At 66.0% G+C, this 23,594-nt stretch carries 25 protein-coding genes; 15 read left to right on the top strand and 10 right to left on the bottom strand.

Features of this window, described 5'->3' with window-relative positions; all coding sequences use genetic code 11:
• Positions 1–38: 38 nt before the first annotated feature.
• Positions 39–1,193, top strand: coding sequence for an exonuclease SbcCD subunit D (locus ACTU6U_RS02270; RefSeq protein WP_443467529.1), 1,155 nt, complete (start codon positions 39–41; stop codon positions 1,191–1,193).
• Positions 1,193–4,177: an AAA family ATPase gene (locus ACTU6U_RS02265; protein WP_443467528.1), complete on the top strand. Its 2,985-nt coding sequence runs from the start codon at positions 1,193–1,195 to the stop codon at positions 4,175–4,177. The genes ACTU6U_RS02270 and ACTU6U_RS02265 overlap by 1 nt, the downstream gene beginning before the upstream one ends.
• A gap of 30 nt (positions 4,178–4,207) precedes the next feature.
• Here ACTU6U_RS02265 and ACTU6U_RS02260 read toward each other — a convergent pair whose 3' ends face one another.
• A complete protein-coding gene (locus ACTU6U_RS02260) occupies positions 4,208–5,158 on the bottom strand; it encodes an aldo/keto reductase (RefSeq protein ID WP_443467527.1) in 951 nt (316 codons plus the stop codon).
• Between the two features lie 105 nt (positions 5,159–5,263).
• On the opposite strand from ACTU6U_RS02260, the gene nadE reads away from it, so the two are divergent.
• Together nadE and ACTU6U_RS02250 are read left to right on the top strand one after the other, a co-directional pair.
• Positions 5,264–6,082: an NAD(+) synthase gene (nadE, locus tag ACTU6U_RS02255; protein ID WP_443467526.1), complete on the top strand. Its 819-nt coding sequence runs from the start codon at positions 5,264–5,266 to the stop codon at positions 6,080–6,082.
• Positions 6,083–6,126: 44 nt separating this feature from the next.
• Positions 6,127–9,594 (top strand): TM0106 family RecB-like putative nuclease, encoded by a 3,468-nt coding sequence (locus ACTU6U_RS02250; RefSeq protein WP_443467525.1) that lies wholly within the window; start codon positions 6,127–6,129, stop codon positions 9,592–9,594.
• A gap of 144 nt (positions 9,595–9,738) precedes the next feature.
• Here ACTU6U_RS02250 and upp read toward each other — a convergent pair whose 3' ends face one another.
• Positions 9,739–10,371, bottom strand: coding sequence for a uracil phosphoribosyltransferase (gene upp / locus ACTU6U_RS02245; RefSeq protein ID WP_417510230.1), 633 nt, complete (start codon positions 10,369–10,371; stop codon positions 9,739–9,741).
• A 101-nt stretch (positions 10,372–10,472) separates the two neighbouring features.
• On the opposite strand from upp, the gene tadA reads away from it, so the two are divergent.
• Positions 10,473–10,928 (top strand): tRNA adenosine(34) deaminase TadA, encoded by a 456-nt coding sequence (gene tadA, locus ACTU6U_RS02240; RefSeq protein ID WP_443467524.1) that lies wholly within the window; start codon positions 10,473–10,475, stop codon positions 10,926–10,928.
• 41 nt (positions 10,929–10,969) lie between these two features.
• Here tadA and ACTU6U_RS02235 read toward each other — a convergent pair whose 3' ends face one another.
• The gene (locus tag ACTU6U_RS02235) at positions 10,970–11,281 is read right to left on the bottom strand and encodes a cation transporter dimerization domain-containing protein (RefSeq protein WP_443467523.1); all 312 of its coding nucleotides are present in this window, start codon (positions 11,279–11,281) and stop codon (positions 10,970–10,972) included.
• A 78-nt stretch (positions 11,282–11,359) separates the two neighbouring features.
• Here ACTU6U_RS02235 and proC point away from each other — a divergent pair, with 78 nt between their 5' ends.
• Positions 11,360–12,199, top strand: a complete 840-nt coding sequence (gene proC, locus ACTU6U_RS02230; RefSeq protein WP_443467522.1) for a pyrroline-5-carboxylate reductase — start codon at positions 11,360–11,362, stop codon at positions 12,197–12,199.
• A gap of 1 nt (position 12,200) precedes the next feature.
• Here proC and ACTU6U_RS02225 read toward each other — a convergent pair whose 3' ends face one another.
• Both ACTU6U_RS02225 and ACTU6U_RS02220 read right to left on the bottom strand, forming a co-directional pair.
• Positions 12,201–12,872, bottom strand: coding sequence for a potassium channel family protein (locus tag ACTU6U_RS02225; RefSeq protein ID WP_443467521.1), 672 nt, complete (start codon positions 12,870–12,872; stop codon positions 12,201–12,203).
• On the bottom strand, positions 12,865–14,247 hold the full coding sequence (locus tag ACTU6U_RS02220) for a TrkH family potassium uptake protein (protein ID WP_443467905.1): 1,383 nt from the start codon (positions 14,245–14,247) through the stop codon (positions 12,865–12,867). The genes ACTU6U_RS02225 and ACTU6U_RS02220 overlap by 8 nt, the downstream gene beginning before the upstream one ends.
• A gap of 142 nt (positions 14,248–14,389) precedes the next feature.
• Here ACTU6U_RS02220 and ACTU6U_RS02215 point away from each other — a divergent pair, with 142 nt between their 5' ends.
• From ACTU6U_RS02215 to ACTU6U_RS02175, 9 genes are all read left to right on the top strand, one after another.
• Positions 14,390–14,806 (top strand): ArsR/SmtB family transcription factor, encoded by a 417-nt coding sequence (locus tag ACTU6U_RS02215; RefSeq protein WP_417510242.1) that lies wholly within the window; start codon positions 14,390–14,392, stop codon positions 14,804–14,806.
• Between the two features lie 158 nt (positions 14,807–14,964).
• A complete protein-coding gene (locus ACTU6U_RS02210) occupies positions 14,965–15,156 on the top strand; it encodes a helix-turn-helix domain-containing protein (RefSeq protein WP_443467520.1) in 192 nt (63 codons plus the stop codon).
• A 136-nt stretch (positions 15,157–15,292) separates the two neighbouring features.
• Positions 15,293–15,391, top strand: a complete 99-nt coding sequence (locus ACTU6U_RS02205) for a 30S ribosomal protein bS22 (protein ID WP_003792170.1) — start codon at positions 15,293–15,295, stop codon at positions 15,389–15,391.
• 68 nt (positions 15,392–15,459) lie between these two features.
• Entirely contained in the window at positions 15,460–15,762 is a 303-nt protein-coding gene (locus tag ACTU6U_RS02200) for a rhodanese-like domain-containing protein (protein WP_443467519.1), read from the top strand.
• Positions 15,759–16,016: a glutaredoxin family protein gene (locus tag ACTU6U_RS02195; protein WP_443467518.1), complete on the top strand. Its 258-nt coding sequence runs from the start codon at positions 15,759–15,761 to the stop codon at positions 16,014–16,016. Before ACTU6U_RS02200 ends, ACTU6U_RS02195 begins: the two co-directional genes overlap by 4 nt.
• Positions 16,013–16,315 carry a Dabb family protein gene (locus tag ACTU6U_RS02190; RefSeq protein ID WP_443467517.1) on the top strand — a complete coding sequence of 101 codons (303 nt, stop codon included), beginning with the start codon at positions 16,013–16,015 and terminating at the stop codon, positions 16,313–16,315. The genes ACTU6U_RS02195 and ACTU6U_RS02190 overlap by 4 nt, the downstream gene beginning before the upstream one ends.
• A gap of 144 nt (positions 16,316–16,459) precedes the next feature.
• Positions 16,460–17,287, top strand: coding sequence for a transporter substrate-binding domain-containing protein (locus ACTU6U_RS02185; protein WP_443467516.1), 828 nt, complete (start codon positions 16,460–16,462; stop codon positions 17,285–17,287).
• Positions 17,288–17,322: 35 nt separating this feature from the next.
• Positions 17,323–18,120 carry an amino acid ABC transporter permease gene (locus ACTU6U_RS02180; RefSeq protein ID WP_443467515.1) on the top strand — a complete coding sequence of 266 codons (798 nt, stop codon included), beginning with the start codon at positions 17,323–17,325 and terminating at the stop codon, positions 18,118–18,120.
• Entirely contained in the window at positions 18,117–18,872 is a 756-nt protein-coding gene (locus ACTU6U_RS02175; RefSeq protein WP_443467514.1) for an amino acid ABC transporter ATP-binding protein, read from the top strand. The genes ACTU6U_RS02180 and ACTU6U_RS02175 overlap by 4 nt, the downstream gene beginning before the upstream one ends.
• Positions 18,873–18,917: 45 nt before the next feature.
• Here the strand turns inward: ACTU6U_RS02175 and ACTU6U_RS02170 are convergent, their stop codons facing one another.
• The 5 genes from ACTU6U_RS02170 to ACTU6U_RS02150 all read right to left on the bottom strand — a co-directional run bounded on the left by ACTU6U_RS02170 (position 18,918) and on the right by ACTU6U_RS02150 (position 23,590).
• Positions 18,918–20,003: an ABC transporter ATP-binding protein gene (locus ACTU6U_RS02170; protein ID WP_443467513.1), complete on the bottom strand. Its 1,086-nt coding sequence runs from the start codon at positions 20,001–20,003 to the stop codon at positions 18,918–18,920.
• A complete protein-coding gene (locus ACTU6U_RS02165) occupies positions 20,000–20,794 on the bottom strand; it encodes an ABC transporter permease (RefSeq protein WP_443467512.1) in 795 nt (264 codons plus the stop codon). Before ACTU6U_RS02165 ends, ACTU6U_RS02170 begins: the two co-directional genes overlap by 4 nt.
• Positions 20,791–21,717: an ABC transporter permease gene (locus tag ACTU6U_RS02160; protein ID WP_443467511.1), complete on the bottom strand. Its 927-nt coding sequence runs from the start codon at positions 21,715–21,717 to the stop codon at positions 20,791–20,793. The genes ACTU6U_RS02165 and ACTU6U_RS02160 overlap by 4 nt, the downstream gene beginning before the upstream one ends.
• Positions 21,714–22,856 carry an ABC transporter substrate-binding protein gene (locus tag ACTU6U_RS02155; protein WP_443467510.1) on the bottom strand — a complete coding sequence of 381 codons (1,143 nt, stop codon included), beginning with the start codon at positions 22,854–22,856 and terminating at the stop codon, positions 21,714–21,716. Before ACTU6U_RS02155 ends, ACTU6U_RS02160 begins: the two co-directional genes overlap by 4 nt.
• Before the next feature lie 212 nt (positions 22,857–23,068).
• Complete coding sequence (locus ACTU6U_RS02150) at positions 23,069–23,590, bottom strand: GNAT family N-acetyltransferase (protein ID WP_443467509.1); 522 nt, start codon at positions 23,588–23,590, stop codon at positions 23,069–23,071.
• Between the last annotated feature and the right edge of the window lie 4 nt (positions 23,591–23,594).

The following is a 23,594-nucleotide window of genomic DNA, read 5'->3' as shown; positions in this document are numbered from 1 at the left end:
TCTGAGCGAATGTCCGAGGCTCTCCGTACGGTGTGAATATGCGAATCCTGCACACCTCCGACTGGCACATCGGCCGAACCTTCCATGGCAACTCGACCATGGATGCTCTGGCCGAGGTGCTGGCGACGCTGGTCGAGCAGGTGCGAGAGAACTCCGTCGACGTCGTAATCGTCGCCGGCGACGTGTTTGACTCTGCGACTCCCGCGGGGCCTGCATACACGCTTCTCGGTGAGACGCTTCTTGCACTGCACGACGCGGGTGCGCGGGTGATCGTCACAAGCGGCAACCACGACTCAGCGGCTCGTCTCGGTTTCCAAGCCGGACTGCTGCGTGAGGGCATTCACGTGCTCACCGACCCGCTGGCGGTGGGTGAGCCGGTCACGATCTCTGATGAGGCCGGTCCGGTGCACTTCTACGGCATCCCCTATCTCGAGCCGGCGATCGTGCGGCGCCACTGGCGGGGGGTCGCCCTCAAGACGCAGGCGCAGACGATGGCCCACGCGATGGGCCTCGTCCGTACCGGAATGGGCACGCACGAGGGGCGTTCGGTTGCGATCGCGCACTGCTTCGCAGCCGGTGTCGATGCCACGGTCGGCCTTGAGCGCGAAGTGCGACAGGGCGGACTCGATGTCGTTCCGCTCGAGGTCTTCGACGGGCCGGACTACGTCGCTCTCGGGCATATCCACGGACGGCAGGCGATCAGTGATCGAGTGCGGTACGCGGGTGCGCCACTGCACTACAGCTTCGGTGAACAGCACAAAGAGCGCGGATCCTGGCTGATCGATCTGGATGCTTCCGGGCTCGCATCGATCCAGTGGCTCGCCCTCCCGGTGCCACGGCGTCTGGTCACACTCACCGGCACTCTGGACGAGATCCGCTCTGCAGAGAACGTCGCTGAGCACGCTGACGACTGGGTGTGCGCTGTCTACACCGACGCACTGCCGCAGGCAGAGCCGATGCGCCGTTTGAAAGAGCACTTCCCGCACTGTGCGATGGTGCAGCACACTCCGGCCTCGGTGCACGAGACGAAAAAGCACTCCTACTCTGCGCGACTGAAGACCGCCGTCACCGACACCGATCGGATCGAGGCATTCCTCGAACACGTGCGCGCAGGACAGGGGCCGAGCGAGCGCGAGAGCGAGCTCATCCGCGAGGTGCTCGACGAGCGCGTACTCGCCGAGGCTCTGGTCTAGTGCGCCTTCACCGCCTCGAGATCGAGGGCTTCGGTCCGTTCCGCACGAGGCAGATCGTCGACTTCGACGGATTCGCGGGCGATGGCCTCTTCCTGATCGCCGGACGAACCGGCGCCGGCAAATCGAGCATCCTGGATGCTGTCTGCTTCGGCCTGTACGGGTCCGTCCCGCGCTACGAGGGCGGCGAGAAGCGATTGCGCAGCGATCACTGCGAACCGGGCGATCCGAGCGAAGTGGTCGTCGAGTTCAGCACCACCTCTGGGCGTTACCGGGTGATCCGCTCACCCGAGTACGAGCGCCCAGCCAAGCGTGGCGGTGGGCTGACGAAGCAGGCGTCGGGGGTGCAGCTCGACGTTCTCGAGGCAGATGAGTGGATCACGCTCGCTGCCAAAGAGAAGCGGGTCGCCGATGAACTCGATGAGATCCTGCAGCTGAGCCGAGAGCAGTTCCTGCAGGTGATCCTGCTCGCACAGAACCGGTTCGCCCGGTTCCTGCTTGCCGACAGCAAAGAACGCCAGGCGCTGCTGCGACGGCTGTTCGGCACGGAGCGCTTCGAGGACGTGCAGTCGAGGTTCGAGACCCGACGACGCGCAGCCGAGTCTGCGCTCGCCGGAATCGCCGCCACCGTGGGCGCGCGCATTGATGAGGCCGAGCGGGTGGTCACCGCGGCCGAGCTGTGGGGCGAGCACAGCCACGCCGATGGGCAGCCGGTCACGACCGATCTGAGACTTTCAGCGCTGCACGATGCGTTGGCACGTGCGGCGTACCAGGTCGAGCGCCGGGGCACCGAGCGCGATGAGGCCGAGAAACGACTGACCGAGGCGGATGCCGCACTTGCGACTCTTCGGGACGAGCAGAAGGCGCAGCAGGAACGTGATCGCGCCAGGGCAGCCGTGGCGCGGTTGGAGGCGGAGCAGCCTGAGATCGATGAGGCCAGCACGCGGCTGCGGCGGGCCCGAGAGGCCGAGGCGTTGCGCGCGACGATCACCGCGGCCGAGCGAGCACTCGAAGCGCACGATGCGGCGGTCGCACAGCAGGTCCAGGCGCGCGAGGCCTGGGAGGCTGCGGGCATTGAGCTCGACGACCCGAGCACATCCGCTCTGCAGGAGTGGGCGGCCGATCGCACTCAAGAGATCGGTGCCTGGCGGCACGCCGCAGGACTCGAGCAGAACACGGATGCTCTGGCTGCAGAGCTCGCCGCCGCACAGGTCAGAGTTGATGAGACCTCTGCGCGTGCGGAGGCTGCTGAAGCCGCGCACGCAGAACAGCCGGGCCGCCTCGCGGAGCTGACGTCGCAACGAGATGCAGCCCGGCGCAGCGCGGATCGCATCGACGACGTCGCGGCCGCGCTGACTGCGGCGCAGACAAGACGCGAAGCCGCTGTGCAGGTGGAGTCCCTGGACGCCGAACGTGCTGCCGCCGAACGGGCGTTGGCCGAAGCCTCTGGCGCTCTGGCTGCGCAGCAGACTGCGCTCGCGCAGCTGCGCAGACGACGTCTGGACGGATTCGCCGGCGAGCTCGCCACAGCGCTCACCGAGGGCGAGCCGTGCACGGTCTGCGGGTCAACGGCTCACCCGTCCCCGGCAGCGCACAGCGATCCGGTATCGGCAGACGACATCGAGCACGCCGAGTCCGAGCGGGACGCTGCAGTCGAGGTCGAACGAGAAGCGCACAACCGTGTGACCGAGGTTCGGGCAGCACAGGCGAGTGCCGCCGCGCGCGCAGAAGAGCGCACGGTCGAGATCGCATTCGCAGAGCTGGCGGCCGCGGTCGACGCTCACACCGCGGCGCAGCAGGCGGTCGCAGCTCTCGAAGCGGCCGAGCGGAAACTGACGGAGCTCTCCGCGCAGTCCGCCGAGCTCGAGAAGGCGCGGACAGACGCGGCCGCTGCGCGGGCGGCCGCGAGCGAGGCGCTCGCACTCGTCGCCCAGCGCCGCGATGAGGCACAGAGACTGATCGCCGAAGCGCGGGGCGATGCGGAGTCTGTCGGCGCGCGTATCGCGGCGGTGGCCGATCTCATTCGCACGGCGCGCGTATTCTCCGATGCTCTCGACGAGCAGGTTCGTCGTGCCGCCGTGCTCGCCGATGCGCAGACCGCGCAAATCGAGGCCCTTGCCACCTCGGACTTCGCTGACGCAGCCAGCGTGCGTGGGGCGCTCCTGGCTGCATCCGAGCAGCAGGCGCTTGACGCGCGCGTCACCGCGCACACTGTGCAGCGCACGAAGGAGCGCGAAATCCTGCTCGCCCTCGAGATGCGCGTTCTCCCGGAGGAGCCGCTTGACCTCACTCGCGTCGAAGAGGCCGCGGCGACCGCGCGTTCGACCTGGAAGACCCTGGTCGATCTCGCCGGGCGGGCGGACGCCACCGCTGAGCAGCTCAGCAGTCTGATCGAGGCTGCGCAGACTGCGTATGCGCGAAGCGCAGAACAGCAGGCGGACTTCGAAGTGCTCCGCGGCCTCGCCGACACGATCGCAGGGCGCGCGGGCAACACGCACAAGATGACGCTCGAGACGTTCGTTCTGGCGGCCGAGCTCGAAGAGATCGTCGATGCGGCGAACCGGCGCCTGAGCGATATGTCGGCGGGCAGATATCGCCTGCAGCATTCCGATGCGCTCGCGGCTCGCGGCGCAGCATCCGGCCTCGGCATCGTGGTGTTCGACGCGTTCACCGGCCAGACGCGCCCGGCGCAGTCACTGTCGGGAGGTGAGACCTTCCTCAGCTCACTTGCGCTCGCACTCGGCCTCGCCGAGGTCGTCACGGCACGGGCAGGCGGCATCCAGCTCGACACCCTGTTCATCGACGAAGGATTCGGTTCTCTGGATGCCGACACCCTCGAAGTCGCCATGCGCACGCTCGACGAGCTGCGCTCGGGCGGGCGCACAGTCGGCATCATCAGCCACGTCGAATCCATGCAGGAGCAGATCCCCGCGCAGCTCGTGGTCGAGCAGACTCAGGCTGGCCCGAGTCGCATCCGCAGCCGCTGAACGACTGAGAGGCCGAGCCGCTGAGCGGGCTCAGACGTTCGCGGGGCTCCACTCGGAGACGGTGTTCAGAGCCTGCACCTCGTCGGCAGTCAGCTCGAGTGTCGCGCCTACAAGCAGGTCTGCGACCTGCTCTGCACGAGAGGCGCTCGCGAGGGGAGCCGCAACCGTCGGCTGTGCGCGGAGCCACGCCAGCGAAACCGAGGCGATCGATGCCTCGTGCTCCCCGGCAATGCGCTCGAGTTCCGCAAGGATGCGAAGACCGTGCTCAGTGGCGTACTTCGCGGCTCCTTCGGCGCGAGGAGACGTGCCCGCGGCATCCTGAGACCGGTACTTGCCGGTGAGGAATCCGCTGGCCAGCGCGTAATACGGCACCAGGCTCATTCCGAACTCCTCAGCCACGGGAATGATGCTCTCTTCAGCATCTTCGCGGTGCACGAGGTTGTAGTGCGGTTGGATCGCGACCGGCAGTGGGACTCCCGTCTCCTGCGAGATCGAGGTCCACGAGCGGATGCGGTCGGCCGAATAGTTCGAGACGCCGATGTTGCGCACGAGACCGTCGGTGACGAGCTGTCCGAATGCGGCGACGGTCTCCTCCAGTGGGGTCTCGAGATCATCGAAGTGCGCGTAGTACAGGTCGATCGAATCGACGCCGAGGCGCTTCAGCGAAGCTTCGGCAGCGGCACGCACGTTCGACGCGGAGAGCCCGCGGAACTCCGGGTGACTGCTCACCTTGGTCGCGATCGTGACGCCGGATGGCTTGCGCGAGGCGAGCCATTCGCCGATGAGCGTCTCGCTCTCACCCCCGCCGTTGGCCGGCGCCCAGGCGCTGTACCCGTCGGCCGTGTCGATGAAATCTCCGCCACCCGCGGTGTACGCGTCGAGGATCTCGAAGGAGGAGTCGCGGTCGGCCGTCCAGCCGAACACGTTCCCGCCGAGGGCAAGGGGGAAGACATCGAGGTCGCTGCTACCGAGGAGAGTCATTGTGCTCGCTTTCACGTGAGGCCGAGGTACTTCGATTCTCGCGTATGCCCGGGTGCGCGGCGCCAGGTCATACCGTCGTAACACCGGGCGGGCGATACTGGATGCATGACGCTTCAGCAGGAGATCGCGCAGACCCTCGGTGTGCAGTCGGAGATCGACCCCGCGGTCGAGATCGAACGGCGGGTGCAGTTTCTCGTCGACTATCTCGCCAAGACGGGAGCATCCGGGTTCGTGCTTGGAATCTCGGGAGGACAGGACTCCACCCTCGGCGGCCGGCTCGCCCAACTCGCTGTGGAGCGCGTGCGCGCGGAGGGCGGTGCGGCCGACTTCATCGCCGTTCGCCTGCCGTACAAGGTGCAGTATGACGCGGCCGATGCGGTGGCGGCCATCGAGTTCGTCGCTGCTGACCGCGTTGTCGAAGTGAATATCCAGCACGGTGTGGACGGCGTCGAGACGGACCTCGAGCAGGCTGCCGGGGCATCCATCTCGGATTTCAATCGTGGCAACATCAAGGCGCGCATCCGCATGGTGACGCAGTACGCGCTCGCGGGCCACGAGGGGCATCTCGTCATCGGCACCGACCACGCCGCCGAAGCGGTGACCGGCTTCTACACGAAGTTCGGTGATGGAGCCGCTGACATCCTGCCGCTCGCCGGCCTCACCAAGCGTCAGGGAAAGCGGCTTCTGCAGGAGCTGCGCGCGCCGGAGCGCCTGTGGACGAAGGTGCCCACCGCCGACCTCCTCGACGGCCAGCCGGGCCGTGCCGACGAGGACGAACTCGGAATCACCTACGAGCAGATCGACGACTATCTCGAGGGCAAGCCCGTGGATGCTGATGCCGCCGGCCGAATCGAGCAGAAGTACCTGGCCTCCCAGCACAAGCGCCATCTGCCGGTGACTCCAGACGATGCGTGGTGGCGCTGACGCCGCACACGTCCAGTGTCTGAGCCCCCGGCTACTCTCGAAGCATGCGGATCGACACTCAGGCGCAGCGCGTCATCTTCAGCGCCAGCGACCTGAAAGCGGCGGCAGAATGCGAGTTCGCGTGGGCGCGGGCGATCGACGCGAAGCTCGGTCGTGTGCCGGTGGTCGAAGAGCCTGAAGACGCCACCCTCAAACGGGCCGCTGCGCTCGGTGATGCCCACGAAGTGAAGGTGCTCGACGAATATCGCGAGCGTTTCGGGGCAGATGCTGTCCACGAAGTGCCGAAGGTGAACTCGGCCAAACCTGAGGAGCTGTCGGCAGTCGTTGCAGAGACTCTCGCCGCACTTCGGTCCGACGCCAAGCTGCTCTTCCAAGCCGCGTTCGCGACGGATGAGTTCGTCGGATTCGCTGACTTCCTGCTCCGCGAAGATGACGGCCGCTGGCGCGTACAGGACTCCAAGCTCGCCCGAACCGCACGCGTCACGGCGCTCATGCAACTTGCGGCATATGTCGACCAGCTCGACCGTCTCGGCATCCCGCGATCCGACGAGGTCGACCTGATCCTCGGTGACGGAACGATCAGCACGCACGCCGTCAACGATCTGCTGCCGCTGTTCCACGTGCGACGTGCGCGTCTGCGCGCCCTGATCGCCGATCGCGATGTTGCGGCGGGGGCAGCGGGCCCGCCTCTGGCCTGGGGCGATGACCGGGGAGACCTCGAGATCACCGCCTGTGGTCGCTGCGAGACCTGCACTCAGCAGGTCGATGCCTCGCGCGACCTGCTCATGGTCGCGAGAATGCGCCCTGTGCAGCGCACGCGCCTGCGCGACGCAGGCATCGAGACGATCGATGCGTTAGCCGAGGCCGTAGATGTTCCTCGCGGTATGAACGCCGACATCTTTCATTCGCTTCGGGCGCAGGCGCGCCTGCAGCTGCGGGCCGATGTCGACGACGCCCCGACCTTCGACGTGTATCACCCAGAGGCCATCCACACGCTGCCGCGGCCGAGCCAGGGCGATATCTTCTTCGACTTCGAGGGCGATCCGCTCTACACCGAGCCCGCGCCAGACGGACAGGTGCAGTGGGGCATTGACTACCTGTTCGGCTGGGTAGACAACGACGATCAGTACACACCGCTCTGGGCGCACAACTTCGCCGACGAGAAGCGGGCGCTCGAGCTGTTCCTCGACTTCGTGAATGTCCGCAGGGCTTCGCACCCCGACATGCACATCTATCACTACGCGCCGTATGAGACCTCACACCTGGTCGCAATGGCGTCGCGCCACGGCATCCGAGAGGGCGAGGTCGACAAGCTGCTGCGTGAGGGTGTTTTCGTCGATCTCTATCCGCTCGTCCTGCGCACCGTGCGGGTGGGCTCTCGGTCGTACTCGATCAAGAAGCTCGAGCCGCTGTACATGGGTGAAGAGGTGCGCACAAGCGACGTGCAGAAGGGTGACGACTCGATCGTGCAGTACGTTGCGGCTCGTCAGCTCGCAGCTGTGGGGCAGACCGATGAAGCGGATGCCGTGCTCGCCGATCTCGCCGACTACAACCGCTACGACTGCGTATCGACAAGGCGCCTGCGCAACTGGCTGATCGAGATCGCCAAGGAGAAGGGCGTCAATCCCGCACCGCCTGACGAATCGGACGCAGTGGTCTACGAACCGTCTCCGCGCTCGGTGGCGCTGCTCGCCGATGCGGACAGTGACGTCGCGCGCGGGGGAGATGGTGAGGCGCACCGGGTTGCGGCCGCGGCGATCGACTACTTCCCGCGTGAGGCGAAGAGCTTTTGGGTGGCGCACTTCCAGCGGCTGCGCGAACCGCTCTCGATGTGGGATCAGACCCGCGATGTCGTCAGAGTGGATGCCTCAGCCTCCGTGGTCCGCCGGGACTGGAGCGTCGAAGAGGGGCGACGGGTCATGTCGCGCGAGATCGAGATCCGTGGCGAGGTGTCGCCAGGGACAACGCTCAACGAGGGAGGCGAGCCGTTCGCTCTCTACCCGTTCCCCGCACCGTTCGTCCTCGATGTCCCATCGCGGGCAGTGCACGTTCCGCGCATGGTCAAGATCGTCGACGTGCTCGAAGACGGCTACGTGGTTGCAGAGAACGCGGTAGACGGTCAGACGTGGGACGAACTGCCGCTCGCCCTCACTCCGGCCGCACCACCTCGCGTGGTGTCGTTGCAGGGTGCGATCGATGAGTGGGCGGATGCTGTGCACCAGGCGGCTCCGTCGTTCCCCGCCGGCGCGGCGACCGACATCCTCCGCAGAGTTCCCCCGCGCACTGTTTCGGGTGCGGGACTGCCATCCGCCGACGGCGATGTGATCGATGCGATCGTTCGCGCGGTGCGCGACCTCGATCGCAGCTACCTTGCGGTGCAGGGTCCTCCTGGCACGGGCAAGACCTATACCGGCTCTCACGTCATCGCTCGGCTCGTGAACGAGTACGGCTTCAGGGTCGGCGTCGTTGCGCAGTCGCACGCCATCATCGAAACGCTGCTCGAGCGAGTCGTCGCCGCCGGAGTCCCTGCGGGACAGGTGGCGAAGAGCCCCAAAGAGAAGGGGAGCGATCCGGTCTACACCCCGATTCCGAAGAACGGCATGGCCTCGTTCCTCCGCGAACGCGAGGGGCAGGGCGTCGTCGTCGGCGGAACCGCCTGGGACTTCAGCAACATCACCCGGGTCGAGCGCGGTGCGCTGGATCTCATCGTGATCGACGAGGCCGGCCAATTCTCGCTCGCCTCCACGATCGCCGTGGCCGCTGGGACGAAGCGGCTGCTGCTGCTCGGCGACCCGCAGCAGCTGCCGCAGGTCAGTCAAGGGGCCCACCCCGAGCCGGTCGATACCTCGGCTCTCGGTTGGGTGATGGACGGCGATGCTGTCGTGAAGCCCGAGTACGGGTACTTCCTCGACCGCAGTTGGCGGATGCATCCGGCTGTCGCAGAACCCGTGTCACGGTTGTCGTACGCGGGGCAGCTAGCGTCAGCATCCGGTACTGAACAGCGCGCGATCGACGGAGTCGAACCGGGCGTGCACGTGCTCCCATTGCGACACCGCGGCAACGCGACGCAGTCGGCTGAGGAAGCGGAAGAAGTTGTGCGGATCGTCCGTGACCTGCTGGGCCGGGAATTCACCGATAAGGATGCCGCGCCGCGCCGTCTCGAACAGGCCGACATCATCATGGTTGCGCCGTACAACGCGCAGAAGCAGCTTGTCCTTGACTCGCTGGCCGCGGCAGGGTTCGGTCAAGTGCCGGTGGGCACGGTCGACAATTTCCAGGGCAAAGAAGCTGTCGTGTCGATCACGACACTCGCCGCATCCAGCGGGCGGGATGCGCCGCGCGGCCCGGAGTTCCTGCTGCTGCAGAATCGGCTGAACGTCGCGATCTCACGCGCTCAGGTCGCCGCATACCTGATCTACTCGCCCGCACTGCTCGACGACCTGCCGCGCACTCCCGACGGCGTGGCACGGCTCAGCGCGTTCGCGCGCCTCGTCGGCGCCGACCGCGCCTGAGAGCTGCCGCTTCGCGCTGTCGAAACCTGCTCCGCGCTGTCCAAGGTCGTTGGCGCTGCAGAAGCTTCAGTAGCGCGAATGAGAAAGAGCCGCGCGAATAGTGTCTGAGCTGATTCGGGCGCCCGAGGATTCCGCCGAGCGAGCTCAGACGGTGCCGTACAGGCGGTCTCCGGCGTCGCCGAGGCCGGGGACGATGTAGCGGTTCTCGTCCAGGCCCTCATCCAGCGCGCCGAGCACGATCGTGACATCGCGATCCCCGACGAGCTTCTCGATCGCCTCGAGGCCTTCGGGTGTGCCGAGCAGGCAGATCGCGGTGACATCCTTCGCGCCGCGGTCGAAGAAGAACTGGATCGCCGCTGCGAGTGAGCCGCCGGTGGCGAGCATCGGGTCGATGGCGAAGCACTGACGGTCACTGAGATCTTCAGGAAGACGCTCAGCGTAGGTCGTCGGCTCGTAAGTGGTCTCATCGCGGACCATTCCGAGGAAGCCGACCTCGGCGGTGGGGAGGAGCTTGACGAGCCCCTCAAGCATGCCGAGGCCTGCGCGCAGGATCGGCACGACGATCGGGCGCGGCTCGGAGATCTTCACCCCCATGGTCTTCGTGACAGGCGTCGTGATCTCGATCGGCGAGACCTTGACGTTCCGTGTCGCCTCGTAGGCAAGCAGGGTCACAAGCTCTTCGGTCAGCTGGCGAAAAACTGGTGACGGGGTGCGCTCATCGCGCAGCACCGTGAGCTTGTGAGTGATGAGGGGGTGGTCGGCGACGTGAACACGCATGATTACAGAGTAATGCGCCCGGGGCATCCGCACGATCCGCGTGCGGCATCTACTGCACGGGGGCTCACGGGTACGGCGCGGTGGGCAAGTAGGCTCGACGCATGACACGCGCCGATGAATCCGCAATGCGGCGCGCCCTCGAGCTGGCCGAAGCAGCAGCCGCAGCCGGAGAGGTGCCGGTCGGTGCCGTCGTCATCGACGAGGCGGGCCTGATCGTCGGCGAGGGCCGCAACACTCGCGAAGAGACGCATGATCCCACCGGGCACGCCGAGATCGTTGCGCTCCGCCAAGCCGCCGAAGCGCTCGGGTTATGGAATCTCGAGAGTCACACCCTCGTCGTCACTCTCGAACCGTGCGTGATGTGCGCGGGAGCGATCCTCCAGGCGAGGATCGGCCGCGTCGTCTTCGGCGCATGGGACGAGAAGGCGGGAGCGGCAGGCTCGATGTACGACGTGCTGCGGGACCGCAGGCTCCCGTACCGTGCCGAAGTGGTCGGCGGGGTCGAAGAGGATGCCGCAACCGTGCTGCTTCGCGAATTCTTCGAGCTGAGGCGCTGAGGCGCCAAGCCGCCGAAAAAGCTGACGCGTCGAACCGACGCTCAGTCCGCGGACTTCAGCACGAACACGTCGGTCGAGGGCTCAGGATCGAGCGAAGGTCGGTAGATGTCCGGCTGGATGCAGATCGTCCGCGCGGTGGGGACGGTCTTGCGGATCTGCTCCTCGATCTCATCGATGCTGTCCGCGACATCGCGGACGGTCTTCTCCGCAGGCAGCGCGATCTTCGCAGTGACGAGGAGCTCATCCGGCTTGATCAAGAAGGTCTTGAGGCTGATGAGCTTCTCGACTTCGGAGCATCCCAGGATGGCATCCATGATCAGGTCGAGGTCGTGTTTGCTGGCGGATCCGCTCATGCCGCGAGTCTAGTTCCGGCGGCTGTGATCCGCATGAGGCACTACGGCGGGGTCGGATGCCGTGCGTAGGATTGCGGCATGACCCCGTCTCTTCCTTCTCTCGCATTTCTCGGCGCAGGATCGATGGGTGGTGCGATTCTGCACGGCGTCGTCGCTTCGGGCGTCCCCGTCGACGGTGGCATCATCGCTACGAACCGCACAGCTGAGAAGGCCGCCGCGTTGGAAGGGCTGGCGAACGTCACGGCTATCGCTCTGGAGACCTCGCCGGAGGGAAACACGGATGCCGCGGCATCCGCTCGCGTCATTCTGGTCGGTGTGAAGCCGGCCATGGTCCCCGATCTGCTTCGTGAGATCGCGCCCGTCCTGCGGGACGACGCGATCGTCGTCAGCCTTGCCGCCGGCGTCACTCTCGCAACGTTTGCTGAGGGCCTGGGGGATAGGGCAAGAGTCATCCGGTCGATGCCGAATACGCCGGCGACCGTTGGGAAGGCCGTCACTGGCCTCGCTCGCGGCGCGGCTGCCACGGCCGATGATCTCGCCCTCGTCCGGCAGCTGTTCGAGCTCGTCGGAGCTGTCGTCGAAGTGCCGGAAGAGAAGATCGACGCCCTCTCGACCATCTCCGGCTCGGGACCGGCCTACGTCTTCCTGCTCATCGAGGAACTGACCAAGGCTGCCGTCGGCAAGGGATTCGACGAAGCAGATGCGCGCCTGATGGCAGAGCAGACCTTCATCGGTGCGACGGCACTGCTCGAAGCATCCGATGCGGACCCGGCCGAGTTGCGCAGACGCGTGACGAGCCCGAAGGGCACGACCGAGCGCGCGGTTGCGGTCCTGCAGGACGCCCACCTCGACGAGGTGCTCGCCAGAGCGACGGATGCTGCGCTGGAACGCGCGAAGGAACTCGCCCGCGGGGAGTGAGTCAGCGATCCAGCGCGGCGAAACGCTCGATGTCGCTGTTGGTACCCGACGCGATGATGAGGTCGTGGTTGGTGATGACGGTGTCGGCCTCGGCGTAGCGGAACGGCTTTCCCGGCGTCTTGACGCCGACGACCGTGACCCGGTACTTCGTGCGCATCCCGGAGTCCTGCAGACTCACGCCGCGGATGAACTTCGGCGGGTACATCTTCGCCAGCACGAAGTCGTCGTCGAAGCGGATGAAGTCGAGCATCCGTCCGCTCACGAGGTGCGCGACGCGCTCGCCGGCTTCGCGCTCCGGGTAGATGACGTGGTTGGCGCCGACGCGCGCGAGGATCTTGCCGTGCGACTGCGACACCGCCTTCGCCCAGATCTGGGGGACCTTGAGGTCGACGAGGTTGGCGGTGATGAGAACGGATGCTTCGATCAGCGAACCGACCGCGACCACCGCGACCTGGAAGTCCTGCGCGCCGATCTGCTTGAGCGCGTCGATGTTCCTCGCATCGCCCTGCACGGTGTGGGTGACCCGGTCGGACCACTTCTGCACGAGCTCGAGACTCTCGTCCATGGCGAGCACTTCGCGGTCGAGCCGGTCCAGCTCGCCCGCACATGCGGCACCGAAGCGCCCGAGCCCGATGACGAGGACGGGGGCATCGCTGCGGAGGGATTCAACCAACGATCGGCCTTTCGACGGGCAGCGAATACAGCTGCGTTCGCGTCGTCGCGGCGACCGCCGCGGCGAGAGTCACTGTACCAACGCGCCCCATGAAGATGGTCAAGGCCATGACGTAGACAGCGGGATCAGGGAGGCTCTCGGTCAGTCCGGTCGTGAGTCCGACGGTGCCGAATGCCGAGATCACATCGAAGAGCACATCCTCGGTGGAGGCTTTGGTGATCTGGGTGATCACGACGGTAGAGAGGGCGACGATCGTGGCTCCCCACGCGACGACGCTGAGAGCGACGCGCTGCACGTCGCTCGGGATGCGACGACCGAACGCCTGCACGCTCTGGCGACCACGAGCCTCTGACCAGACGGCGATGGCAAGCACGGCGAGCGTGGTCACCTTGATGCCGCCGGCAGTGGAAGCGGACCCGCCTCCGACGAACATGAGCATTGAGATCGACAGTTTGGACGACCCGTTCAGGTCGCTGATATCGATCACACTGAATCCGCCGGAGCGCGTCATCGTCGACAGGAACACCGATTGGAACGTCGTGTCTGCCGCATCCATCGACCCGAACGTCTTGGGATTGTCGAATTCGAGGATGACCAAGACGACAGCGCCGAGGACGAGCAGGATCGTGGTCGTGATCAGGGTGAGCTTGGAGTGCAGCGACCAGCGCTTCGCATGGAAACGATGTTTGGCGAGGGCGTAGATGACGGGGAAGCCGATGCTGCCCAGGAACACTCCCACCATCAGCACGGTCAGCACGAAGTAATCGTCGACGAATTCGACGACTCCGGTGGCGTTCGGCGAGAAGCCCGTGTTCGTGAACGCCATCGCCGAGTAGAACGGCGCTTCCCAGAGCGCGGTCAGCGGATGGACGCCGGCCATCACGAGACCCGGGTACAGCAGGAGCGCGAGTACAAGTTCGATGACCAACAGCGACATCGCCACCGTGATCAGCAGCTGACCGACTTCACCGAGGCGCACCGTCTGGCCCTCGTTGACGACGCCGCCGTGCGCACGCAGCGGGTTGCTGTCACCAGCGGCCAGCAGCTTGGCGCGTAGGCCCAGCTTCTTCGAGATGACCAGACCGAGAACGGATGCCAGGGTGAGCACGCCCATTCCGCCGATGTTCACGCCGAGGAAGATGAGCACTTGTCCGAACGGTGACCAGTGCGCTGCCATGTCGACCGTTGCCAGACCCGTCACACAGATCGTGGAGACGGCGGTGAACAGGGCATCGCTCAGCGGGGTCACGGTGCCGGCGGCTGAAGCGATCGGCAGCGAGAACAGCGCCGTGAACAGCAGAATCAGCGAGGCGAAGATGAGAATCGCGAATCGCGAGGGCGACGAGGTGATGACGCGGCGCACGAAGTGCCACAGGTCGCGCGTGCGCGCGCGGGGCGAAGTCGACCAGTCGATGCTCGACACACGGCCCCCTCGAAGTCGTCTGCTGTCGCTCGACGCCGATCACGACGAGCCTTCGTCATGGTACTCCGGCCGCGGGACGACTACCCTGATCATCATGACGGACATCTTCGACGTGATCGCGGACGGCACGAGGCGCGACATCCTCCAGCTCCTGCTTCGACGGTCCACTGAAGGTGACGCCGGCACCAGCGTCTCACAGATCGTGAGCGAGCTCGGGGTCAGCCAGCCCACCGTTTCGAAGCACCTCAAGGTGTTGCGAGATGCCGAACTGGTCAGCGTCCGCGAAGATGGGCAGCGCCGGTTCTACAGCATCGAGGTCGAGCCGCTGGAGGTTGTCGACGACTGGCTGGTTCCGTTCCTGGTCGATGCATTCGGCGAGAGCGCCCCGGAGATCGACTTCTCCTTCCTGCCGATTCCCGATGGTGCCAGTCACGCAGCCGAGGTCGTCGGTCGCGCCGCGGCATCCGCAAAGCATGTCGTCACGACCGCGCTCAAGCGTCTGGGCGCTTAAGCCGAACCCCTCGTGTGCAGACCGCGCGCGGCTCTGTCGCGCACCTCCTGAGCAGGCGACGGCGGTGCTGTTGTCACATGGATCACATTCGCCACATGGGTTTACACGCGTCCCGACTTCCCCATAGAGTTGGGCATCAGCAGAAAGGGGTACATGCGATGCCCGATGTTCCCGAGGTTCGATTCTTGACCGTCGCAGAGGTCGCAGAGCTCATGCGCGTGTCCAAGATGACTGTCTATCGCATGGTGCACTCCGGCGACCTTCCGGCGATCCGTTTCGGCCGCAGCTACCGTGTCCCTGAGAGCGCTGTCACCGCAGCGCTCCAGCGTCCCATTGCCGACGTCGGCTGACGCTGGCAACCAGTGAATGTGAATCATGGACTTCGCATGCCTTCGCGTTTGCTAAACTGATCCGAGGCATTTTCCGTGCCCGTACCCGGGTGTCCGATTTTCTGTGACGCCCAGCCCCTGACTTAGTGAGGTTTCCGTGGGTTCAGTCATCAAGAAGCGCCGCAAGCGCATGGCGAAGAAGAAGCACCGCAAGCTGCTTCGCAAGACTCGCCACCAGCGCCGCAACAAGAAGTAAGCGGCTACACGAACGCCTGTCTACGGACGGGCGTTTTGTGTCTCTGCGACGAGGAAATCGAGGAATCCATGAAGTCGATCACCATCGCCGAGCTCGCTGCGCGTGAGGGCACGCCGCTCATCGACGTGCGCGAGAAGGACGAGTTCGCCGCCGGGCACGTGCCCGGGGCAGTGAACATTCCGATGTCTGAGATCGGAAACCGTTTGGATGAGCTTCCTGCCGAGGCGTTCGACGTCATCTGCCAGGCTGGCGCGCGCTCCGGACGCGTGGTGCAGGCGCTCGAGCCGCGCGGCTACGACGCGACGAACGTCGAAGGCGGCACCGGCGAGTGGATCGCAGCGGGTCGTCCGGTTGAGGTCCCCACGGCGTGACCACGATCACGGTCATCGGCAGGCATGGATGCCACCTGTGCCCGACGGCGCTCGGAATCGTCGAAGAGGTCGTCGCGGGGCTTCCGGATGACACCGCGGACGACATCGAGATCGTAGAGCGGTCGATCGACGACGATCCGACCCTGTATGAATTGTGGTGGGAGAAGATCCCCGTCGTGCTGATCGACGACGAATTTCACGCGCAGTGGCGGGTATCGCCCGATCGGCTGCGCCAGAGGCTGGAGAAGATATGACGCTTCGTCACGTGGTCACCTGGAAGCTCGCGAGTGAGGATGCCGCGGAGCGCGGCGCTCAGGCGGCCGAGATGGCCCGCCGCCTGAACGCCCTGGACGGCGTCGTGCCCCAGATCCGCTCGATCTCCGCGGGCGCGAATGCGATCTATCCCGACGTGAACTGGGACGTGACGGTCGTCGCAGATTTCGATTCCGTCGAAGATCTCGAAGCATATGCCGTGCATCCGGCTCACGAAGAGGTCGCCGTCTACATCCGCTCGGTTGTGGCATCGCGAGTGGCCGTCGACTTCGAGGTCTGAGCCGATCCGCTCGCTGAGCCTGTCGAAGCGCGCGGGCGAAATGCAAACGTAATCCGCGGATGCTGGGAAAAATGCGCTGCGCCGTGTCAGGATGAACTCCACACCCGTCAGCGGGCCACGCGGCCCCCTCAGCTTGGAGCGGTCATGACCCGTCGCCGTAACCTCATTCTCGGTATCGCACTCGCTGCGAGCGCCACTCTTGCTCTTGCCGGCTGTGCTGGCGGAGGAAACGATGCGGGGGGCGATGCTGATGCTCCGGCATCCGCGGGAGACGAATACGGTCTGGTCGAGGCGGGCGCGCTGACGATCTGCTCTGACATCCCCTACGCTCCCTTCGAGTTCGAGGGCGGCGACAACGGCACCGGCTACACCGGCTTCGACATCGACCTGCTCGACGCGATCGCGAAGAAGCTCGACCTCAAGCTCGCTGTGCAGGACGTCGGGTTCGACGCTCTGCAGTCCGGCACGACTCTCGCGTCGGGTACGTGCGACATCGGAGCATCCGCCATGACGATCACCGACGAGCGCAAGGCGAACCTCGACTTCTCCGACCCGTACTATGACTCGCTGCAGTCGCTGCTGGTCCCCACTGATTCCGGAATCACGTCGATCGACGACCTCGACGGCAAGATCGTCGGCGTTCAGCAGGGAACCACCGGCGAGGCCTACGCTTCGGAGAACGCACCGGGCGCCGAGCTTCTGCAGCTCCCGTCCGACGGTGAGCTGTGGCCCGCGATCCAGGCTGGCACGATCGATGCGATCCTGCAGGACCAGCCGGTGAACCTCGAGCACGAGAAGGCCGACTCGAACTACAAGATCGTCGAGGAATACAACACCGACGAGCAGTACGGCTTCGCTTTCGCCAAGGGTGAGAAGACAGCACTGCTCGAGGCCGTCAACTCCGCACTGCAGGAGCTGCGCGACAGCGGCGAATACGACACGATCTACGACACGTACTTCACCGCGAACTGACCCGGAGGAACGAGCGGGTCGGGAGGACCTTGACGATGGCGTTGAGGCGCACGCAGAAACAGAAGCTCTACCGCTACACCGTGTACGTGGTGCTGGCCGCCCTGTTGGTATGGGCGCTGGTCACCGCGGATTGGGCGCGGCTCGGGCCGCTGTTCCTCAACCCTGAGGTCGCGCTCAAGATGCTCCCGGGCATCGTCACGGTCGGTCTCGTCAATACGCTGTGGTTCACCGCGGTGGCATTCGCGGGCGGGCTCGTGCTCGGTGTCGTGCTGGCGCTGATGAAGATGTCGGTCATCGCACCGTTCCGCTGGATCGCCACGGTCTGGATCGAGCTGTTCCGGGGGCTCCCGGCGCTGCTGACGATCTTCGCGATCGCCTACATTCTTCCGATCGCGGTCGGTGTGCGAAACCAGGACCTCGGCGGCCCAGTCGTGCTGGGCCTCGTCGGCTTGATCCTCGTCGCCTCGGCGTACATGGCAGAGACGATCCGTGCAGGACTCCAGGCCGTGCCGAAGGGGCAGACCGAAGCTGCTCGCTCGCTGGGCATGTCCCCGCTGAAGACCACGTTCTGGATCGTCATTCCGCAGGGCTTCCGGATCATCATCCCGCCGCTCACCAACGAGTTCGTGCTGCTGCTGAAGGACACCTCGCTGCTGTTCATCGCGGGAAGCTTCATCTGGTCGAAGGAGCTCACCACGTTCGCACGCGACGCGACGACGCAGAACGGCAACGCGACGCCGTTGATCATGGCGGCTCTGCTGTACCTGGTCGTGACGATTCCCCTCACGCGGTTCAGCGCGTGGCTCGAGCGACGAATGGCGAGGCAGCGATGAGCACCGATCTGATCGACATCCACGCTCCGGCCATCGAGGTCCGTGGGCTGGTCAAGACTTTCGGCGACAACGAAGTGCTCAAGAACATCGATCTGACCGTCTCCGGCGGTGAGGTGGTGTGCGTGATCGGCCCGTCAGGCTCAGGCAAGTCGACGCTCCTGCGCTCGATCAACCTGCTCGAAGAGCCCACCGGCGGCAAGATCCTCATCGAGGGCATCGACATCACCGATGAAGACACCGACATCGATCGTGTGCGCACCCGCATCGGCATGGTGTTCCAGAGCTTCAACCTGTTTCCGCACCTCGATGTGATGGGCAACCTGACCCTCGCGCAGCGGCGCGTGAAGAAGCGCACCAAGGCAGAGGCCGAGAAGGTCGCACTCGCGATGCTCGCACGCGTGGGACTCAGCGAGAAAGCCGATGCGTACCCGGGGCACCTCTCGGGCGGCCAGCAACAGCGTGTGGCGATCGCCAGGGCACTGTGCATGAACCCCGACATGATGCTCTTCGACGAGCCGACGTCGGCCCTCGACCCCGAACTCGTGGGCGAGGTGCTGCAGGTCATGCGTTCTCTTGCGGACGAGGGGATGACGATGCTCGTCGTCACTCACGAGATGGGTTTCGCGCGCGAGGTCGGCAGCCGCCTGATCTTCATGGACGGCGGACACATCCTCGAGCAGGGCGATCCCCGCGAGGTGCTGGCGAACCCGCAGCATCCCCGCACACAGGATTTCCTCTCGCGCGTGCTCTGAGCCTGCGGCATCCGCTCGCCCTTCCGCGCCGCGGGCGCCCCGCGGTCAGGAACGCGCGCGCGCAGCCACCGGCACCGGCGCGATCGCCAGCCAGACGCGGTCGCCGAAGGCCGGATGCTGGTGCGCGTCGTGCTGCACGCGGACCAGCTCGCCCGAATCGGTCTTGACCAGAGTGCGCCGGATGCTGCCGAGGAACGTGCTCTCCTCGACCACGCCGCCGGTCGCGGCATCCGCCTGCCCCGTGAAGCGCAGGTTCTCGGGGCGCAGGTGCACATCGACCTCGCCGGTGACCGGGGAGTTCAGGGGAAGCGATCGTCCCCACACCGACACGCTGTCCCCTGAGGCGGCGCCAGGCACGACGCTCGACAGCCCCACGAACGCAGCGACGTGGGCAGTCGCCGGGCGCAGGTAGAGCTCTTCCGGAGAGTCGATCTGGTCGATGCGTCCGGCATCCATGACGGCGATCCGGTCAGAGACGGCCAGCGCTTCTTCCTGATCATGCGTGACGAACACCGTCGTGATGCCCAGGCGCAGCTGGAGGCGGCGGATCTCATCGCGCAGCTGCACTCGCACCTTGGCATCGAGCGCCGACAGCGGCTCGTCGAGGAGCAGCACTCGCGGCTCGGTGACCAGGGCGCGCGCGAGCGCGACGCGCTGCTGCTGCCCGCCCGAGAGCTGGTGTGGAAAGCGGTCAGCGAAGCCGTCGAGACCGACCAGCGCGAGCGCGTCCAGTGCGCGGCGTCCCGCTGCGGATCTGCTCACGCCGCGCCGGCGCAGACCGAATGAAGTGTTATCCGCAACGCTCAGGTGCGGGAACAGCGAGTACGCCTGGAAGACCATGCCGATATCGCGCTTGTTGGTGGGCACGCGCGAGACGTCCTGGCTGCCGAGCCGCACGGCGCCGGCATCGGCGTTCTCAAGCCCTGCGAGAATGCGAAGCGCGGTGGTCTTTCCGCAGCCGGACGGGCCGAGCAGCGACACGAACTCACCGGGGGCGATGTCGAGGTCGACGCCGTGCAGCACGCGGTTCGTGCCGTAGCTCTTCTCGATGCCTCGGAGCTGCACGCGCGTGCCTTCGCCGGCCTCTGCGAGCAGCTGATTGTCCTTGGTCGGGGGGAGCGGGATGGTCATTGTGAGGCCTTTCGGTTGCCGCGCGCGGTGCGGCCGATGATGAGCAGCAGCAGAAAGCAGAGCAGCAGCGCGAGCAGTGTGAAGATCGCGGGGGCATAGGCATCCTGCTTGCCGACGACGACCATCGCCGTCTGGAACACCTGACGGTTCAGCAGAGAGGCGATCGTGAACTCGCCGAGCACGACGGCGATCGAGATGAGCGACGCCGACAGCAGCCCCTGTCGCAGGTTGGGTGCGAGCACCTTCACCACCACGGTCGGCCAGCTCGAACCCAGCGACCTTGCCGCTTCTGCGAGCGTGCGGAGATCGGCGGCATCGATGGATGCCTGGATCGAGCGGTACGCGAATGGCAGCACCGTGATGCCGTAAGCGAAAGCGAGCGTCCAGGTGCCGGTGCCGAGAGCGCGCCCGATCTGCAGGTAGATCGGCGAGAGCCCGACGACGATGACGATCGCGGGGATCGAGATCGGCAGGAGCGCCGTGAACTCGAAGAACGGCTTCAGCTTCGGGAACCGCAGATTCACCAGGATCATGGTCGGCGCGAGCAGCAAGAGAACGATCAGGACCGTGACGAGAGCGAGGATCAGCGAGTTGCCCAGGCCCGTCCAGATCGGCTTGATCGCCGAGGACGCCGCGGGGTCCAGCAGCGTCGCCCAGCGTTCGAAAGAGAGCTCGCCGTCGGTGCCGCGCAGCGTGTAGAGAAAGGTCGAGATCAGCGGGATCGCGAAGAAACCGCCGATCAGGATGCCGATGATCCAGCGCGTCACGCGGGAGGGAGCGATCTTGTTCACGACTGCCACCTCGCAGCGCGCCGCTGGATCAGCGAGTACAGCGCCATCACCACGCCAACGACCAGGATCATGCCGAGCGCGAGGGCGCCGGCGAGGTTCTCGCGGCCGAGTACGGTCTCGCTGGTGAGAGCTGCGCGGATCTGCAGGGGGACGATCTGCGACCCCTGGCTGGCAAGAGCGGCCGCCGTGGCATACGAAGAGAACGCGTTGGCGAACAGCAGCAGCAGGCTGGCGAGGAACGACGGCGCGAGCACCGGAACGCCGATGCGAGTCCAGAAGCCGAGCCGCGTACCGCCCAGAGTGAGGTTCGCCTCGGACCACTGCGGCTTGAGTGCTGCGAGCGCGGGCATGAACGTGATCACCATGAGCGGCACCTGGAAGTAGATGTAGGGGAAGATCAGGCCAGGCACCTCGTACAGCCACATGCCGTTTTCGAAGATGTTGACCCCGAACGAGTCGCGGAGCAACACCGTGATGACACCCTGGGCGCCGATCGTCGCGATGAACGCGAACGCGAGCATGACGCCGCCGAACTGCGCGAGCACGCCGGCCGCAGCATCCACGCTCTGGCGCACCGCGCCCTGCGGATTCATGCCGAGCATGCCGTAACAGACCACAGCGCCTGCGACGGCGCCGACGACGGAGGTGAGCAGCGATACCCACGCAGAGTTCGCGAAGGTGTTCAGCACGACGGGATCCGCGAGGGCTGCGACGTTCGTCCACGTGAACGCTCCGTCTTCGCCTGCGAAGCCCGAGCCGATCGCAAGGATCGTCGGCACGCCGAGGAACAGCAGCACATAGGCGCCGAAGGGCACGAGTCCCAGCCACGCCCACGACAGACCCGACCGCCGGGCCGTGGGAACGGGCCCGGCGGTGGTGGGGGCGGATGCGGGAGCACCCGCCCCCGTGATGATCGCTGTCACTGGACGGCCGCGGCCCACTTCTCGCCGAGCAGGGTGCCCGCTGCCGTGGACTGCTCTTCGGTCGGGACGACGGTCTCCGAGGGCACCTCGGGGAGAGCCGCAGCGAGCTCGGCGTCGATCGTGCCGGCCTCGGTCATGGCCTCCATACGGGCAGGACGGGCGCCACCCTTCAGCCACAGGTTCTGCACCTCGTCGCTGTAGAGGAACTCCTGCCACAGACGGGCGGCGGCGGGGTGCGGAGCATCCTTGTTGATGGCCTGGTTGTAGTACGAGGCGTAGCCGACGCCGTCGAGCACGACGACCTTCCAATCGGCGTTGTCGGCACCGGCAGCGGCGTTCAAGTAGTCCCAATCGAAGACGACCGGAGTCTCACCGCTGGTGATCGTCGCAGGAGTCACATCGACCTTGAGGAAGTTGCCGGCCTTCTGCAGTTCTCCGAAGTACTCGATTCCGGGGGTGAAGTCATCCAGGTCGCCACCGGACTGCACCGCGGCGAGACCGACGGCTGCGAAAGCAGAACCAGCCTGAGTCGGGTCGCCGTTGATCGCCACGGCGCCCTTGAAGTCAGCGCCCTTGAGATCGTCGAGCGACGTGGGCTCGTCGAACTTCGAGGAGTCGTAGCCGATCGACATGTATCCGCCGTAGTCGCCGACGAAGAGGCCGGTCGGCTCCTTCAGAGCGTCGGGGATCTCGTCGAAGTTCTCGACCTTGTATGGCGCGAACACGTCCGTGTTCTCGAGCGCGACGGCCAGTCCCAGGTCGAACACGTCGGGGGCGGTGTCGAGGCCCTGGTTCGTCTCGGCTGCGGTGATCTCTTCGGCGCTGGAGACGTCGGGAGACGCCTCATTGATCGTGATCTCCGGGTAGCGCTCGGCGAAAAGGTCGAGGATCTCGCCGTAGTTGGCCCAGTCGCGGGGGAGGGCGATGACGTTCAGCTGGCCCTCGGCCTTGGCTGCGGCCTCGAGATCCTCGAAGCTGCCGAAGTCGGCGAGGGACGTGGCGGATGCGGCGGCGGAAGAGTCGCCGGCGTCGCTGCTTCCGGCGCTGCTGTCGGCGGCGCAGGAGGTCAGCGCCATGGCGGCGGATGCAGCCAGGGCGATGCCGGCGATGAAACGTGCACGGCGGGTAATTGTTGCCATCAGGGTGGGTTCCTCTCGGAGGTTCGGCGCGCAGGGCGTCGGTGTCGGGATGCCACTGGACGCTACGGCGCGAGAGTTACCGGTTCTCGCGGGCGCGATGAACGCGCAGAGTCCTGAAGGTGAACGCCGACCCAGCGTGGCCTCGAGAATCGGCCTGCCGTGCGAGAATCGCGCTGGCAGGCAGAGCCTCGCCGCGCAAAGCAACTCTCAGATCAGTGTGCGGGGCGGGGAACGTCGTACTTGAAACCGACGTGTGAGCCGACGTACCCGAGGCGATCGTAGAACCGGTGCGCGTCGGTGCGTGCGGCATCAGACGTGAGCTGCACGAGGGACGCGCCGAGGGCGGGAGCTGCGGCATCCGATACCCAGCGCATGACAGCCGAACCGATTCCGGACGAGCGCAGACTGCTGCGCACCCGCACCGCCTCGACGAGCAGGCGGCGCGCACCCCGGCGCGCCATCCCGGGGATGGACGTGAGCTGCAGCGTGCCGACGACGGTGCCATCGAGGTCGACCACGAGCAGGTCGTTCGACGGTTCGGCGAGGATATCCTGCAGTGCGCTGGCGTAGGCGTCGTGATCCGCGTCGGATGCGACGTCACCACGTGCGGCGCTGATCGGGTCGTCGGAGAGCAGCGCCATCAGTGCGTCGATGTCGTCGCCCGTGGCACGGCGGAGCACCGCGGATCCGACACGAGATTCGAACGGATGCGGCAGCGGAAGAGCATCGAGCATGATC

The sequence above is a fragment of the Microbacterium zouquanmingi genome (genome assembly GCF_052266695.1).
Taxonomy (GTDB): Bacteria; Actinomycetota; Actinomycetes; order Actinomycetales; family Microbacteriaceae; genus Microbacterium.
The sequence above is the reverse complement of the archived record's forward strand: the minus strand, read 5'-3'. Positions and strand labels throughout refer to the sequence as shown.